Genomic DNA, 15404 nt, shown 5'->3' on the forward strand with positions numbered 1-15404 from the left:
CCATGACGTAGCAGCACCGACGTAGGGTCCCTCCCCGATGCGCACACCACGCGGAACCGTCCTCCTGCTCCTGGGCCTGCTGCTGACCGCGGGCTGCTCCACGGGCACGCCCACCGGCTCCCCGGCGCCCCGCGGCACCGCCACGGCGTCGTCGCCGCCGTCCCCCGAGTCCTCGCCGACCGACGACCGGGCCGCCGCCTTCCGCAAGTGGGGCCTGCCGCTGCTCCCGCCGCCCCCGGCCCCGCCCGCCGTCAAGCCGATACGCACGGGCAACGGGCAGATACCCGTGGTCAGCGACATACCGACCGACCAGAAGATCGTCTTCCTGACCTTCGACGACGGTGCGGAGAAGGACCCGAAGTTCGTCGCCATGATGCGCGACCTGAAGATCCCGTTCACGATGTTCCTGACCGACGACGTCATCAAGAGCGACTACGGCTTCTTCCGGCCGCTCCAGGCGCTCGGCAACTCGATACAGAACCACACGCTCAGCCACCCCGACCTGCACGGGCGGACGTTGGCGCAGCAGAAGCACGAGATCTGCTTCCAGCAGCAGAAGCTCACGCAGGAGTACGGGACGGCTCCCGGGCTCTTCCGGCCGCCGTACGGCAACTACAACGCCGACACCAAGGCCGCGGTGAAGTCCTGCGGGGGACTGCGGGCGATGATCCTGTGGCGCGAGTCGATGCAGATCAAGAAGGTCCAGTTCCAGCGCCCCGACAAGAAGTTCCACCCGGGCGACATCATCCTGGCCCACTTCCGCGGCCCCACCCAGCTCAAGGGCGAGTCGATGACGGTGATGACGGCCAACCTGCTGCGGCAGGTCGCCTCGCAGGGCTTCACCCTGGCCCGCCTGGACGACTACGTCTGAGGGCGCCCCTGTGTGGGCGCGGGGCGGCCCAGGAGCATCGTGGGGGCGCCCTGGACGCGGGTGAGGAAGACCGTGGCGGAGTGCGGCCCCTGGGGGCGCACGCGGCGCCTGAGGTCCTCGGGGTCCACCGCGGAGCCGCGCTTCTTGACCGTGAGGACGCCGATGCCGCGCTCGCGCACCAGCGCCTTGAGCCGCTTCAGCCCGAAGGGCAGCACATCGGTGATCTCGTACGCCGTCGCGTACGGCGTCGGCCGCAGGCCGTCGGCGGTGACGTACGCGATCGTCGGGTCGACCAGCCCGCCGTCCAGCTCCTCCGCGACCTCGGCGACGAGATGCGCGCGGATGACGGCGCCGTCGGGCTCGTACAGGTAGCGCCCGACCGGCCGCACCTGCGGGTCGGGCAGGCCGCGCCCGACCAGCGTGGCGCCCGACGGGAGCAGGGTCGCGCGGCGGGTGCCGGGGCGCACGCGGTCGCCGCGGCCGTCGAACCACAGCACCGCCTCCTTGACGTCGCCGCCGTCCGAGATCCACTCGGCCTCCGCGGCGGGCGGCACCGCCTCGTGCGGGATGCCCGGCGCGACCTTCACCGCGCCCGGCGAGCCCGCCGCTGCCGCGTCCAGCGCCCACGACAGCGGCGGGGAGTACGCCTCGGGGTCGAAGACGCGGCCCCTGGCGGTGCGGCGGGCCGGGTCCACGAACACGCCGTCCAGGTCCCGCGTGTCGACGTCCTCGACGTCCGCGCAGACGACCCGCAGGCCGTCGGACAGGCCCAGCGCGGCGGCGTTCGCGGCGACCACCGCGCAGGTCAGCGGGTCGCGGTCGACGGCCGTGACCGGCAGGCCGGCCCGCAGCATGGCGACGGCGTCGCCGCCGACGCCGCAGCACAGGTCGGCGACGCCCGACGGCCCGAACGCGGCCAGCCGCTGCGCGCGGTGCGTCGCCACGGAGGTGCGGGTGGACTGCTCCAGGCCGTGCGGCGTGAAGTACATCCGGTGGGCGTCCACCGCGCCGAACTTCGCGACGGCCCGCTGCCGCAGCCGCGCCTGCCCGAGCGCGGCCGCGACGAGCCGCGCGTCATGAGTGCGCCGCAACCGCGTGGCGACCGCCAGGTCGTCCACGGCGTCGTGCTCCCGCAGCCCCGCCAGCAGCGCCTGACCTTCGGCGGTCAGCAGTCCCTCAAGTTCCTCCGGCGTCACCGCCCCATTCTCCCCCGCGGAGGTCGGCGCCCTTCCGCGGGCCGCGGTGGCTTGTGCGGTCACCTTTGCGCAGGGGACAACAACGACCCGCGCGCGGTCGGTGGCTGGTCGCGCAGTTCCGCCCCCAGGGCTTCGCCTGGGGGTACCCCCAGCGCCGCCTGAAAAACGCTCACCCTCTGCGAAAGAGGGCGCCCCCGAGGGGCTCGGCCCCGCCGGAGAGGGCACCCCCGTGGGGGCGGCCGGGGAGGGCCGCGGGGCGGCGGGGACGGCGCGCGGCTGGCACTCCGCTTGACCGAGTGCTAAAGGCGTCCTAGTCTCACTTCTGGCACTCGGCACCGCTGAGTGCCAGACACACAGCGACGGGCAGGTCCGGCACCCGCGACGACGGGCCTACCAGGTCGCCGACCCAGACAGACACTCCCGTGAGCCCTTTGAAGGGGGAGGTCGGATCGTGACGACCGCCAGCACCAAGGTTGCCATCAAGCCGCTTGAGGACCGCATCGTGGTCCAGCCGCTCGACGCCGAGCAGACCACGGCCTCGGGCCTGGTCATTCCGGACACCGCCAAGGAGAAGCCCCAGGAGGGCGTCGTCCTGGCCGTCGGTCCGGGCCGCTTCGAGGACGGCAAGCGCCTGCCGCTCGACGTCGCCGTCGGCGACGTCGTGCTGTACAGCAAGTACGGCGGCACCGAGGTGAAGTACAACGGCGAGGAGTACCTCGTCCTCTCGGCCCGCGACGTTCTCGCGATCGTCGAGAAGTAGTTCCCCGGCTGCACAGCCGTGATCCCGCCCCGGGAGTCCCTGTCCTTGAGGCCGGGACCCGGGGCGGTTTCTTTCGCCGTCCTTACCGTCCGTGACGACGTGATTCGACGAGTAGACGAGGTAGTTCGCAGGCATGGCCAAGATTCTTAAGTTCGACGAGGACGCCCGTCGCGCCCTGGAGCGCGGCGTCAACAAGCTCGCCGACACCGTGAAGGTGACGATCGGCCCCAAGGGCCGCAACGTCGTCATCGACAAGAAGTTCGGCGCCCCGACCATCACCAACGACGGCGTGACCATCGCCCGTGAGGTCGAGCTGGAGGACCCGTACGAGAACCTGGGCGCCCAGCTCGTCAAGGAGGTGGCGACCAAGACCAACGACATCGCGGGTGACGGCACCACCACCGCGACGGTCCTGGCCCAGGCGCTGGTCCGCGAGGGCCTGCGGAACGTGGCGGCCGGCGCGTCCCCCGCCTCGCTCAAGAAGGGCATCGACGCGGCCGTCGCGGCGGTCTCCGAGGAGCTGCTGGCCACCGCCCGCGCCATCGAGGGCAAGGAGGACATCGCCGCGGTCGCCGCGCTGTCCGCCCAGGACAAGCAGGTCGGCGAGCTGATCGCCGAGGCCATGGACAAGGTCGGCAAGGACGGTGTGATCACCGTCGAGGAGTCCAACACCTTCGGCCTGGACCTGGAGTTCACCGAGGGCATGGCCTTCGACAAGGGCTACCTGTCGCCGTACTTCGTGACGGACCAGGAGCGTATGGAGGCCGTCCTCGACGACCCGTACGTGCTGATCCACCAGGGCAAGATCTCCTCGATCCAGGACCTGCTGCCGCTGCTGGAGAAGATCATCCAGGCGGGTGGCTCCAAGCCGCTGCTGATCATCGCCGAGGACGTCGAGGGCGAGGCCCTGTCCACGCTGGTCGTCAACAAGATCCGCGGCACGTTCAACGCCGTCGCGGTCAAGGCGCCCGGCTTCGGCGACCGCCGCAAGGCCATGCTCGGCGACATCGCCACCCTCACCGGTGCGACCGTCATCGCCGAGGAGGTCGGCCTCAAGCTCGACCAGGCCGGTCTCGACCTGCTGGGCACCGCCCGCCGCGCCACCATCACCAAGGACGAGACCACCATCGTCGACGGTGCGGGCGACAAGTCCGAGATCGAGGGCCGCGTCAACCAGATCAAGGCGGAGATCGGCACCACCGACTCCGACTGGGACCGCGAGAAGCTGCAGGAGCGGCTGGCCAAGCTGGCCGGCGGCGTCTGCGTCATCCGCGTCGGCGCGGCCACCGAGGTCGAGCTGAAGGAGAAGAAGCACCGCCTGGAGGACGCGATCTCCGCGACCCGCGCGGCCGTCGAGGAGGGCATCGTCTCCGGCGGTGGCTCGGCCCTCGTGCACGCGGTGAAGGTGCTCGCCGAGAACCTGGGCAAGGTGGGCGACGAGGCCACCGGTGTCGCCGTCGTCCGCCGCGCCGCCGTCGAGCCGCTGCGCTGGATCGCCGAGAACGCCGGCCTGGAGGGCTACGTCATCACCTCCAAGGTCGCCGAGCTCGACAAGGGCCACGGCTTCAACGCCGCCACCGGCGAGTACGGCGACCTGGTCAAGGCCGGCGTCATCGACCCGGTCAAGGTCACCCGCTCCGCGCTGGAGAACGCCGCGTCCATCGCGTCGCTGCTGCTGACCACCGAGACGCTGGTCGTCGAGAAGAAGGAAGAGGAGCCGGAGGCCGCCGCCGGCGGCCACGGTCACTCGCACTGACCCCGCCTTCTCCCGGGTCCCCTGCCGGACCCTGCTCCGGCCGACGCCCGCCGCCCCGCTCAGGGGCGGCGGGCGTCGGCCGTCGCGCGTGAGGTCAGGGCTTGGGGTCGTACTTGCGGCCCGCGCCGGTGGACAGGGCGCCGAACAGGCGCGAGGGGATGTGCCGGGCCAGCCCGACGGCCGTCTTGTACCGGGCGTCGGGCACGCTCACGACCTTCCCCCTGGCCAGGTCGCGGAGCGCCGCGGCCACGACCTTGTCCGCGTCGAGCCAGGCCCAGTCCGGGAGGCGGTCGGCCTTCATCCCGGCCCGCTCGTGGAACTCGGTCCGCACGAAGCCGGGGCACAGCGCGAGGAAGCGGATACCGGAGCCGCGCAGGTCGAGCGCCGCGCCCTCGGTGAAGCGCACGACCCACGCCTTGCTCGCCGCGTACGTGCCGCGCGGCATGAACGCCGCCACCGACGCCACGTTGATCACCGAGCCGCGGCCCCGCTCCCGCATCCCCTCCGCGGCCGCGGCGGTCAGCCGCAGTACCGCCTCGCAGTGCAGCGTGAGCATCCGCAGCTCGTCGGACATCGGCGCTTCCAGGAAGCGGCCCTTGTTGCCGAAGCCGGCGTTGTTGACCAGCACGTCCACCGGCGCCGGGCCGGTGTCCCGCAGCCGGGCCTCGACCGCGGCGATGCCCGCGTCGGTCGAGAGGTCGGCCTGCAGCACCTCGACCCCGACGCCGTAGCGCTCGCGCAGCTCGGCCGCGCCTTCACCGAGCCGTACGCCGTCCCGGGCGACGAGCACCAGGTCGTGCCCGTCGGCCGCCAGCCGTCGCGCGAAGGCCGCGCCGATACCCGCCGTCGCACCCGTGATGAGGGAAGTCGTCATGCGGGCAGCGTATGCGGACCCACGGGTCAGGGACGGGTGCGCGCCAGCCGTGCCCTGACGTCCCGCAGGTCCTCCGCGGGCAGCGCGTCGGCCACCAGCAGCTCCGGCAGCAGCGCGGGCTCGGTGGTCATCGCCCGGAAGGCCAGCTCCACCGTCACCCGGTGCGCCGGGCGGTAGGCGACCTCCACCTCGTCGCCGACGGCCAGCTCGCCCGGCTCGATCACCCGCAGGTACGGGCCGGGCAGCGCGCGGGCGGTGAAGCGCTTGATCCAGCGGTGCTCGTCCAGCCATCCGGCGAAGGTCGCGCACGGGATGCGCGGGCAGGACACCTCCAGCAGCGGCCCGTCCGGCCCGACCCGCCACCGCTCGCCGATCAGCGCGGCGTTGACGTCGTAGCCGGTGGTCGTCAGGTTCTCGCCGAAGCAGCCGTTGGCCAGGCTGCGGTCCAGCTCCTTCTCCCAGCGGTCCAGGTCCTCCCGGGCGTACGCGTAGACCGCCTGGTCGTCGCCGCCGTGGTGCTTGACGTCGTGGACCCGGTCGCCGGCCAGGCCGACCGCCCCCGTGCCCTTCGGCCCGGGCGCCCGCACCGCCACGGGACCCGTGACCGGCCACTTGTCGATGCCCGTCGACGGCAGCCGCTTCCACGGGTTGGGCATCGGACGCCCCACGTTCACGCTGAGCAGCTGCATCGGGTGCTCCGTTCCGGACAGGCCTAGGCCGGTGCCGTGATCAGGTACGGGGTGGTCACGCTCAGCGCCGCGAAGCCGAGCCGCTGCAGGATGGGGCGGCTGTCCTCCGAGGCGTCGACCTGCAGATAGCGATACCCCTGGTCGGCGGCGATACGCGCGCGGTGCGCGACCAAGGCGCGGTAGATGCCCTTGCCGCGCCACTCCTTCACGGTGCCGCCGCCCCACAGGCCGGCGAAGGCCGTACCCGGGATGAGCTCCATCCGCGCCGCGCACACCGGTACGTCTCCGGCCATCGCCATCACGATGCTCACCGTGTCCGCGCTGTGCGCGACCTGGTCGAGCATCCGCGCCCTGAGGCGGTCCGCGCTGCTGCCGAACGCCTGCTCGTGCACGTCCGCGGCCTTGTCGACGCCGGCCGCGTCCGTCACCGGCTCCAGCCGGACGCCGGGCGGCAGGGCCGCGTCCTGGGTGAGCGCCTTGACCTCGTCGATCTCGGCGATCATCAGGGTCTCGGCGGGCTCGGGCTCGAACCCGGCGGCCAGCAGGCGCGCGCCGAGGTCGGCCGGGCGGTCGTGGGAGTACGTCTTCCACTCGAACTCGCGGCCGGCCGCCTCCGGGGCCTCGCGCAGCCACCGCAGCTGGGCCGCGATGGCCGCGTCCGCGGTCGTCTCGTCGAGGTCGGACCACACGACGCCGCACCACTCGTGGGCGCCGGCGCCCACCTGGCGCAGGACGCCGGGGCTCTTGTCGATCCTGGTCGTCGGCGACTCGGGCGGCGCGAGGCGGCGCAGCTGGGTGTCGAAGAGGGTGAGCGCTTCTGCTTGGTCCATCCGCGCATTCCACCACCCGGGCGACGCCGCGCCCAACGGCTTTTCCGCCGGCCTGACCGCGGTATGAGGGTGCCCGGCGCGGGGCCATAATCGGGGGTCGTGGTCCTCGGGGGAGAGGGCCATCACATTTTCCCGGGAGCGACGGAGGGGGCAGCATGCCGTGGTCGAAGGAGTTCGGTCAGGAGAAGCGGGCCGAGGGGGCCATGACCAGGTGGGGTGAGTCGGGCACCTTCTTCGGGAAGCTGCGCGGGCGCGGGATCCCGGTGATCGACCGTTCCTTCGGCGACCAGCGGCTCGCCCGGATGCAGGACGCGGCCCTGCAGGGCGGGGCCGAGCGGTGGGCCGCCGTGCGCGCGCCGCTGGCCGCCGCGCGCGGCCCGGAGGACCTGACGTTCCTGGTCGAGGGCCTGCAGGAGGTCTCCGGGGTGGAGCGGTGGACGGCCGATGTGCTCGCGGAGCACCCGGACGACACCCTCGCGCTGCTGGTCTCGGGGGCACGGCATGCGGGGTGGGCGTGGCAGGCCCGCGGGGAGTCCCTGGCGAGCGGCGTCCCCGCGTCGCAGTGGAATCTCTTCCAGGAGCGGCTGAAGGTCGCGGAGGAGCAGCTGCTGGAGGTCGCCGAGCGCGAGCCGGACTGGGCGGCACCCTGGTATTTCCTGCTGGCCTGCGGGCGCGGCACGCAGGTGGGCCCCGAGGTGGCGGAGAGCCGCTTCGAGGAGGTGTGCCGCCGGGCGCCCGGCCATGTGGCCGCACATTCGCAGCGCCTGCAGCAGCTGTGCAAGAAGTGGGGCGGCTCGCACGAGCAGATGTTCGCCTTCGCCCGCGAGGCCGCCCGCAGGGCGCCGGACGGCAGCGGGCTCGGCCAACTCGTCGCCACGGCGCACCTGGAGGTGTGGGCGGACTCCGGTGGCGGCGAGAACTCCACCGTCCTGCGCGACCCGGCGGTGGTCCGCGAACTGCACGCGGCGGCCGCCCTGTCGGTGCACCACCCGGCCTTCGTACGGGAGCGGGACTGGGCGGTCGGGGTGAACACGTTCGCGATGGCCTTCGCCCTTGCCGGCGAGGACGCCGCCGCCCGGGTGATGTTCCGCTCGGTGGGCAAGCGCGTCACCAGGACGCCCTGGCGGTATCTCAACGCTCAGTCCCCGGTGGCGCCCTTCCTGCTGTGGCGGGACCGCGTCGGCGGGTGAGGTCCGCGCGCTATCCCGCGGCTGCGGCCAGCGCGAGCTCGACGTCGGCCACCGTCGACTGGAAGTGCGGTGCGAAGCGCAGGTTGCCCGCGCGGGAGGAGAAGGCCACGCCGGCCTCGCGGAGGCGGGCCTCGACGGACGCGGGCACGCCGGGGACGGCGACGATCGCCGAGGCCCCGGGGACGGGCTCGTAGCCGAGCGCGGCGAAGCCCTCCCGCAGCCGGTCGCCCAGCGCCACGTCGTGGGCGTGGATGGCGTCGACGCCCAGCTCCTCGATGACCGCCAGGGACGCCGCCGCTCCCACGTAGGCGAGATACGCGGGGCGCGCGTCGAAGCGCCTGGCGCCGGGTGCGAGGTCGGCGACGGGGCCGTAGCACGACGCCCAGGGGTCGTCCGCCCCGTACCAGCCGGTGAAGGCGGGCGAGAGGGTGGACTCGGCGCCCGGCCGCACGGTGAGGAAGCACGCGCCGTGCGGCGAGACCAGCCACTTGTAGCCGTGGCAGACGACGTAGTCGTACGCCGTGGCGTCCAGCGGGAGCCAGCCGATGGCCTGGGTGGCGTCCACCAGGACGCGCGCCCCGTGCGCCTCGGCCGCGGCGCGGATCGCCGGGAGGTCCGCGACCCGCCCGTCCGCGGACTGCGCGGCGCTGACCGCGACCAGCGCGGTCCCCGGCCGGACGGCGTCGGCGACGTCCTGCAGCGGGACGAGCCGCAGCCGCAGGTCGGGCCGGGCGGCGAAGGGGTGGACCAGGGAGCTGAAGTCCCCCTCGTAGGCGACGACCTCGGCCCCCGCGGGGAGCGCCGCGGCGATCAGGCCGACGCTGCCGGCGACGGTACTGGCCAGGGCGACCTGGGAGAGCGGCGACCCGGTGATGCGGGCGAAGGAGGCGCGGGCGGCGGCGACCGCGGTCTCGTAGCCGTCGGTGTCGGGGCGGCCGGCGGCCCAGGCGTCCAGAGCGCGGCGCAGTGCGGTGAGGGTGCGGGCCGGGGCGAGGCCGTGGGTGGCGGTGTTGAGGTGGCCGGGCGCGAGGTCGGGGTACTCGGCGGCCCGCAGGTCGCTGAAGGCGGTGGCGGGATCGGCTGATGTGTGGACGCTCATGGATTTCAGCCTGGTCCCCGTCCGGGGCAAAGTCCATTGCCGATTTGTGGGGGTCATGCCTAAGCAATGCTTATGGTGGAGGGGTGATCGAAGCACGGCATCTGCGGGTGCTGCGGGCGGTGGCGCGGGGCGGCTCCTTCTCGGCCGCGGCCCGGGCGCTGGGCTGCACGCAGCCGGCGGTCAGCCAGCAGATGAAGGCGCTTGAGGCGTCGGCCGGCACCCCGCTGCTGGTGCGCGGGCCGCGCGAGATGCGGCTGACGCAGGCCGGTGAGGCGCTGGTGCGGCACGCCGACGGGATCCTGGCCGGGCTGGCGGCGGCCGAGGAGGAGGTCGCCGCGATCGCCGGGCTGCGGGCCGGGCGGGTGCGGCTGGCGTCGTTCCCCTCGGGGACGTCGACGCTGGTGCCGGGGGCGTTCGCGGAGATGCGGGAGCGGCACCCGGGCACGGAGGTCTCGCTGGTGGAGGCCGAGCCGCCGGACTCGGTGGACATGCTGCGGGCCGGGGACTGCGACATCACCCTGGCCTTCCGCTACCCGGACCTGCCGACGCCTGCCGAGGAGTCCTGGGACGACCTGGTGGTGCGCCCGCTGCTCGCCGACCGGCTGGTCGGCGTGGTGCCGCGGCGGCACCCGCTGGCCGGCGGTTCCGCGGCGGTGGACCTGGCGGCGCTGGCGGAGGAGCGGTGGATCGCCGGCTGCCCGCGCTGCCGGCGGCATCTGGTGGAGATGTGCGAGCGGGAGGGCTTCACGCCCCGGATCGACCTCGCCACTGACGACTACCCGGCGGTGACGGGGCTGGTCGCCGCGGGTCTGGGGGTGGCTGTGCTGCCGCGGCTGGCGCTGGAGTCGCTGCGTTCACGGGGCGTCGCGACGGTGGCGCTGCGGCCTGCCGTCCATCGCGAGGTCGTGGCGCTGACACTGCCCGACCTCGCTCACGTCCCCGCGGTCGACATGATGCTGGCCCGGCTGACCCGGGCGGCCCTGGGCAGGGCGTGACACCCTGTGCAGAATCGATTCTTCAGGCTGACTCGACCGGCATCCGGTGCCGGGAGCGGCCCATCATCTCCTCGCGCTCGTCCTCGGTGAGCCCGCCCCAGACGCCGTACGGCTCGCGTACCGCCAGGGCGTGGGTGGCGCACTCGGCCCGGACGGGGCAGCGCATGCACACCTCCTTGGCCGCGGCCTCCCGCGCGCTGCGGGCCGCGCCGCGTTCGCCCTCGGGGTGGAAGAACAGCGAGCTGTCGACGCCTCGGCAGGCGGCCACCAGCTGCCAGTCCCAGAGATCGGCGTTCGGGCCGGGAAGGCGGGAGAAGTCTGCCATTGCTGATCCCCTCGACGGGTGCGTGGCGGCCAAGACGACCTCGGTGTCTCCGACCGTACATCTACTGTCGTAGTAGATGTAAATATGACTCATCGCCAATCTAGCGGCGATTAGCCCACGCATCAGAAAAGAGCGACCAAAGGGTGCAAAGTCTCCCATAGTCTTCGTTAACACCCGTTCAGCAGATTCTGTACCACCGCTCTGGGCTGCGCAGTTTCGGCGGCTGGGTGGGAAATCCGCCGGCTCACCCGTTCTGACCTGCGGCGTGACTGATTCGTAGGTGCATGATCACGTAGAGTGCCGATGGTGGCCACCAAACTTCGTAACTCTTTCGGGTGAGGGTCGTTGAGTGTGGCGGAAGCGGTTGGCGGCCCAAGCGGTCCCACAGGATTCGGGCATCTGCCCGATGCCGTCAGCCCCAACGGTGAAGACTTCGTACAGCCTGGAGGCACAACGTGACGCGGTTCAGCTGCGGAGGGCGGTCATGACTTCTGTCCTCGTCTGCGACGACTCCCCGCTCGCCCGAGAGGCCCTGCGCCGCGCGGTGGCGACCGTGCCCGGCGTCGAGCGCGTAACCACCGCGGCCAACGGCGAGGAAGTGCTCCGCCGCTGGGGGGCCGACCGGTCCGACCTGATCCTGATGGACGTCAGGATGCCCGGCCTCGGCGGTGTCGAGACCGTGCGGCGGCTGCTGTCCGCCGACCCCGGTGCCCGCATCATCATGCTCACCGTCGCCGAGGACCTGGACGGCGTCGCCCTCGCGGTCGCCGCCGGCGCCCGCGGCTACCTGCACAAGGACGCCTCGCGCGCCGAACTGCGGGCCACCGTCACCCAGGCGCTCGCCGACCCGACCTGGCGGCTCGCGCCGCGCCGGCTGCGGTCCGCCGAGATGGGCGCGGCGCCCACCCTGACCGCCCGGGAGATCCAGGTGCTGGAGGGCATGAGCCACGGACGGTCCAACGCGGAGATCGGCCGTGAGCTGTTCCTGTCGGAGGACACCGTCAAGACCCACGCGCGGCGGCTGTTCAAGAAGCTCGGCGCCTCCGACCGGGCACACGCGGTCGCCCTCGGCTTCCGCTGGGGCCTGGTGCGCTGACCGCGCCGCGCCGTACGCCGTGCGGCGAAGTTCCCCACGAGTCCTCGGTTTCCCGGGGGAGGACGCATGCTTGATGTATGGACTTCCTCGGGGATCGGCGGGGGCTTCACATGGTGGACCGGAAAACGGAGACGACAGTGGCAGCCGCGGACGCCGACGCGGCGTCGGCCACGGCGGCTGATAACGCTTCGGTGCAGAAGTACGGCCGCGATGCGGCGGAAGCTCCCGCGGCGAGGCACCATGGGTGGATGCGCGACGACGACACTCCGGCCATCGGTGCCCTCGTTCGTCGCGCCGTCGACGGCGACCAGCGTGCGACGCACGACCTGCTGGCCCACGTCCACCCGCTGGCCGAGCGCTACTGCCGCACCCGGCTGTCCCGGCTGCCGGGCGACGCGCGGCACTTCGTGGACGACCTCGCCCAGGAGGTCTGCCTGGCGGTGCTGTGCGCACTGCCGCGCTACCGCGACCTGGGGCGGCCCTTCGAGGCCTTCGTGGTCTCCATCGCCGCCCACAAGGTCGCCGACCTCCAGCGGGCCGCGATGCGCCACCCCGGCAGCACCGCCGTACCCTCCGACGAGATGCCGGAGAAGCCCGACGACTCGCTCGGTCCCGAGGAGCGCGCGCTGCTCAACAGCGACGCCGCCTGGGCCAAGGAACTGCTCGACCGGCTGCCGGGGCATCTGCGCGAGCTGGTGCTGCTGCGGGTCGCGGTCGGGCTGAGCGCCGAGGAGACCGGCCAGGTGCTCGGCATGTCGCCGGGGGCCGTACGGGTCGCGCAGCACCGCGCGCTCAGCCGGCTGCGGGCCATCGCGGAGGAGTCGGCCGCCGCCCACCCGGCGAGCGCGGGCGGCCTCAGCGCCTAGTACGGGCACGGGTCCCACCTGGGCGGTCAGGGAATACCGGCGCAGCCACTACCATTGAACAACTCGCCGGGCAAGACCATTCGGGAAGGTGTCATGTCTCTGAACGCCGACGGAGTAGCCGACAAATTCGCTGCGCTCGGGCTGACCTACGACGATGTGCTGCTGCTGCCGGGCGCGTCCGAGGTCCTGCCCAACGAGGTGGACACCTCGTCCCTCATCTCGCGCAATGTCAAGGTCAACATCCCGCTGCTGTCCGCCGCGATGGACAAGGTCACCGAGGCCAGGATGGCCATCGCCATGGCCCGGCAGGGCGGCGTCGGCGTACTGCACCGCAACCTGTCGATCGAGGACCAGGTCAACCAGGTGGACCTGGTCAAGCGGTCCGAGTCCGGCATGGTCACCGACCCGATCACCGTCCGCCCCGACGCCACGCTCGGCGACGCGGACGCGCTGTGCGCGAAGTTCCGGATCAGCGGCGTGCCGGTCACCGACGGGAACGGCAAGCTGCTCGGCATCGTCACCAACCGCGACATGGCCTTCGAGTCCGACCGCTCCCGCCAGGTCCGCGAGGTCATGACGCCGATGCCGCTGGTCACCGGCAAGGTCGGCATCTCCGGTGTGGACGCGATGGCGCTGCTGCGCCGCCACAAGATCGAGAAGCTGCCGCTGGTCGACGAGGACGGCCGGCTGCGCGGCCTGATCACCGTCAAGGACTTCGTCAAGGCCGAGCAGTACCCGAACGCGGCCAAGGACTCCGAGGGCCGGCTCGTCGTCGGTGCCGCGGTGGGCGCGGGACCCGAGGCCATGGACCGCGCGCAGGCGCTGGTCGGCGCCGGCGTGGACTTCCTGGTCGTCGACACCTCGCACGGCCACAACAGCAACGCGCTCAACTGGATGGCCAAGATCAAGGCCAGCGTCGGCGTGGACCTGGTCGGCGGCAACGTCGCCACCCGCGACGGCGCCCGCGCGCTGATCGACGCCGGCGTGGACGGCGTCAAGGTCGGCGTCGGCCCCGGCTCCATCTGCACCACCCGGGTCGTCGCCGGCATCGGCGTCCCCCAGGTCACCGCGATCTACGAGGCCGCGCAGGCCTGTATCGACGCGGGCGTCCCGGTCATCGGCGACGGCGGCCTGCAGTACTCCGGCGACATCGGCAAGGCGCTGGCCGCGGGCGCGAGCAGCGTCATGCTCGGCAGCCTGCTGGCCGGCTGCGAGGAGTCCCCCGGCGAGCTGCTCTTCATCAACGGCAAGCAGTTCAAGTCCTACCGCGGCATGGGCTCGCTCGGCGCGATGCAGTCCCGCGGGCAGGGCCGCTCGTACTCCAAGGACCGCTACTTCCAGGGCGAGGTCTCCTCCGACGACAAGCTCGTGCCCGAGGGGATCGAGGGGCAGGTCCCCTACCGCGGCCCGCTGGCCGCGGTCCTCCACCAGCTCGTCGGCGGCCTGCGCCAGACGATGGGCTACGTCGGTGCGGCCAGGGTCTCCGAGATGGAGTCGAAGGGCCGCTTCGTCCGCATCACCGCGGCGGGCCTCAAGGAGTCCCACCCCCACGACATCCAGATGACCGTCGAGGCCCCGAACTACCACGGCTAGCCCTCCGGGCCGGACTTACGCAGGGCGGCGCCCTGCAGAGGCGCAGTTCCCCGCGCCTTTGCAGGGCGCCGCCCTACGCATGGGCACGGCGCGGGTACGGGATACTGGGGCCGCAGGCCACAGAGAGAGGCACGAGACGTGACAGAGATCGAGATCGGTCGGGGCAAGCGAGGCCGCAGGGCGTACTCGTTCGACGACATCGCCGTGGTGCCGAGCCGCCGCACCCGGGACCCGAAAGAAGTCTCGATCGCCTGGCAGATCGACGCCTACCGGTTCGAGCTGCCCTTCCTGGCCGCGCCGATGGACTCGGTCGTGTCGCCGGAGACGGCGATCCGGATCGGCAACCTCGGCGGCCTCGGGGTGCTGAACCTCGAAGGGCTCTGGACCCGGTACGACGACCCGGAGTCGCTGCTCGCGGAGATCGCGGAGCTGGACGACCTGCGGGCGACCGCGCGGCTCCAGGAGATCTACCAGGCGCCGATCCGCGAGGAGCTGATCGGGCAGCGCATCAAGGAGGTGCGGGACGCCGGGGTCGTGACGGCCGCCGCGCTGTCGCCGCAGCGCACCGCGCAGTTCTCCAAGGCCGTGGTGGACGCCGGGGTCGACCTGTTCGTGATCCGCGGCACCACGGTGTCGGCCGAGCACGTCAGCGGGTCGCACGAGCCGCTGAACCTCAAGCAGTTCATCTACGAGCTGGACGTGCCGGTCATCGTCGGCGGCTGCGCCACGTACACGGCGGCGCTGCACCTGATGCGTACCGGTGCGGCCGGCGTGCTGGTCGGCTTCGGCGGCGGGGCCGCGCACACCACCCGCAACGTGCTGGGCATCCAGGTGCCGATGGCCACCGCGGTGGCCGACGTGGCCGCGGCCCGCAGGGACTACATGGACGAGTCCGGCGGCCGCTACGTGCACGTCATCGCGGACGGCGGCTTCGGCGCCAGCGGCGACCTGCCCAAGGCGGTCGCGTGCGGGGCCGACGCGGTGATGATGGGCTCCCCGCTGGCCCGCGCCACCGACGCGCCCGGCCGCGGATTCCACTGGGGCATGGAGGCCGTCAACCCCGAACTGCCGCGCGGCAAGCGGATGAACCTGGGAACGGCCGGCACGACCGAGGAGATCCTGCTCGGCCCGTCGCACGCCCCCGACGGCTCGATGAACTTCTTCGGCGCGCTGCGCCGCTCGATGGCCACCACCGGCTACTCCGACCTGAAGGAGTTCCAGCGGGTCGAGGTCACGGTCTCGCCGACCCACCACAGCTGAGCAC

15 protein-coding genes are annotated in these 15404 nt (G+C 72.6%); 9 read left to right on the forward strand and 6 right to left on the reverse strand.

The features are described 5' to 3' along the window. Positions 1 to 37 precede the first annotated feature (37 nt). Complete coding sequence (locus NFU81_RS04645; RefSeq protein WP_251485234.1) at positions 38 to 871, forward strand: polysaccharide deacetylase family protein; 834 nt, start codon at positions 38 to 40, stop codon at positions 869 to 871. Here NFU81_RS04645 and NFU81_RS04650 read toward each other — a convergent pair. Further along, positions 862 to 2067 (reverse strand): THUMP-like domain-containing protein, encoded by a 1206-nt coding sequence (locus NFU81_RS04650; RefSeq protein ID WP_251485237.1) that lies wholly within the window; start codon positions 2065 to 2067, stop codon positions 862 to 864. The genes NFU81_RS04645 and NFU81_RS04650 overlap by 10 nt on opposite strands. A 451-nt stretch (positions 2068 to 2518) precedes the next feature. Here NFU81_RS04650 and groES point away from each other — a divergent pair, with 451 nt between their 5' ends. Both groES and groL read left to right on the forward strand, forming a co-directional pair. Then, positions 2519 to 2827: a co-chaperone GroES gene (gene groES, locus NFU81_RS04655; RefSeq protein ID WP_251485240.1), complete on the forward strand. Its 309-nt coding sequence runs from the start codon at positions 2519 to 2521 to the stop codon at positions 2825 to 2827. 133 nt (positions 2828 to 2960) lie between these two features. Further along, positions 2961 to 4583 carry a chaperonin GroEL gene (groL, locus tag NFU81_RS04660; protein ID WP_251485242.1) on the forward strand — a complete coding sequence of 541 codons (1623 nt, stop codon included), beginning with the start codon at positions 2961 to 2963 and terminating at the stop codon, positions 4581 to 4583. Between the two features lie 94 nt (positions 4584 to 4677). Here the strand turns inward: groL and NFU81_RS04665 are convergent, their stop codons facing one another. The 3 genes from NFU81_RS04665 to NFU81_RS04675 are packed head-to-tail and all read right to left on the reverse strand — an operon-like array spanning position 4678 to position 6976. Next, positions 4678 to 5457, reverse strand: a complete 780-nt coding sequence (locus tag NFU81_RS04665) for an SDR family NAD(P)-dependent oxidoreductase (protein ID WP_251485245.1) — start codon at positions 5455 to 5457, stop codon at positions 4678 to 4680. A 26-nt stretch (positions 5458 to 5483) separates the two neighbouring features. Then, a complete protein-coding gene (locus tag NFU81_RS04670) occupies positions 5484 to 6146 on the reverse strand; it encodes an MOSC domain-containing protein (RefSeq protein ID WP_251485248.1) in 663 nt (220 codons plus the stop codon). A gap of 23 nt (positions 6147 to 6169) precedes the next feature. Continuing rightward, complete coding sequence (locus NFU81_RS04675; RefSeq protein ID WP_251485251.1) at positions 6170 to 6976, reverse strand: GNAT family N-acetyltransferase; 807 nt, start codon at positions 6974 to 6976, stop codon at positions 6170 to 6172. A 155-nt stretch (positions 6977 to 7131) separates the two neighbouring features. Between NFU81_RS04675 and NFU81_RS04680 the strand changes: the two genes are divergently transcribed. Continuing rightward, entirely contained in the window at positions 7132 to 8166 is a 1035-nt protein-coding gene (locus NFU81_RS04680) for a hypothetical protein (protein ID WP_251485253.1), read from the forward strand. A 10-nt stretch (positions 8167 to 8176) separates the two neighbouring features. Here the strand turns inward: NFU81_RS04680 and NFU81_RS04685 are convergent, their stop codons facing one another. Further along, positions 8177 to 9265, reverse strand: a complete 1089-nt coding sequence (locus NFU81_RS04685) for an aminotransferase class V-fold PLP-dependent enzyme (RefSeq protein ID WP_251485255.1) — start codon at positions 9263 to 9265, stop codon at positions 8177 to 8179. Between the two features lie 83 nt (positions 9266 to 9348). Here NFU81_RS04685 and NFU81_RS04690 point away from each other — a divergent pair, with 83 nt between their 5' ends. Then, a complete protein-coding gene (locus tag NFU81_RS04690) occupies positions 9349 to 10260 on the forward strand; it encodes a LysR family transcriptional regulator (protein WP_251485258.1) in 912 nt (303 codons plus the stop codon). Positions 10261 to 10282: 22 nt separating this feature from the next. On the opposite strand, the gene NFU81_RS04695 is transcribed toward NFU81_RS04690, so the two are convergent. Next, the gene (locus NFU81_RS04695) at positions 10283 to 10585 is read right to left on the reverse strand and encodes a WhiB family transcriptional regulator (RefSeq protein ID WP_205044530.1); all 303 of its coding nucleotides are present in this window, start codon (positions 10583 to 10585) and stop codon (positions 10283 to 10285) included. A gap of 484 nt (positions 10586 to 11069) precedes the next feature. Here NFU81_RS04695 and NFU81_RS04700 point away from each other — a divergent pair, with 484 nt between their 5' ends. The 4 genes from NFU81_RS04700 to NFU81_RS04715 all read left to right on the forward strand — a co-directional run bounded on the left by NFU81_RS04700 (position 11070) and on the right by NFU81_RS04715 (position 15400). Then, positions 11070 to 11681 (forward strand): response regulator transcription factor, encoded by a 612-nt coding sequence (locus NFU81_RS04700; RefSeq protein ID WP_003948568.1) that lies wholly within the window; start codon positions 11070 to 11072, stop codon positions 11679 to 11681. 248 nt (positions 11682 to 11929) lie between these two features. Further along, on the forward strand, positions 11930 to 12547 hold the full coding sequence (locus tag NFU81_RS04705) for a sigma-70 family RNA polymerase sigma factor (protein WP_073493360.1): 618 nt from the start codon (positions 11930 to 11932) through the stop codon (positions 12545 to 12547). Positions 12548 to 12640: 93 nt separating this feature from the next. Then, positions 12641 to 14140 (forward strand): IMP dehydrogenase, encoded by a 1500-nt coding sequence (gene guaB / locus NFU81_RS04710; protein ID WP_251485260.1) that lies wholly within the window; start codon positions 12641 to 12643, stop codon positions 14138 to 14140. Positions 14141 to 14278: 138 nt separating this feature from the next. Then, entirely contained in the window at positions 14279 to 15400 is a 1122-nt protein-coding gene (locus NFU81_RS04715; RefSeq protein WP_251485261.1) for a GuaB3 family IMP dehydrogenase-related protein, read from the forward strand. Positions 15401 to 15404 lie beyond the last annotated feature (4 nt).

Source organism: Actinacidiphila cocklensis, assembly GCF_907177275.1.
Taxonomy (GTDB): domain Bacteria; phylum Actinomycetota; class Actinomycetes; order Streptomycetales; family Streptomycetaceae; genus Actinacidiphila; species Actinacidiphila cocklensis.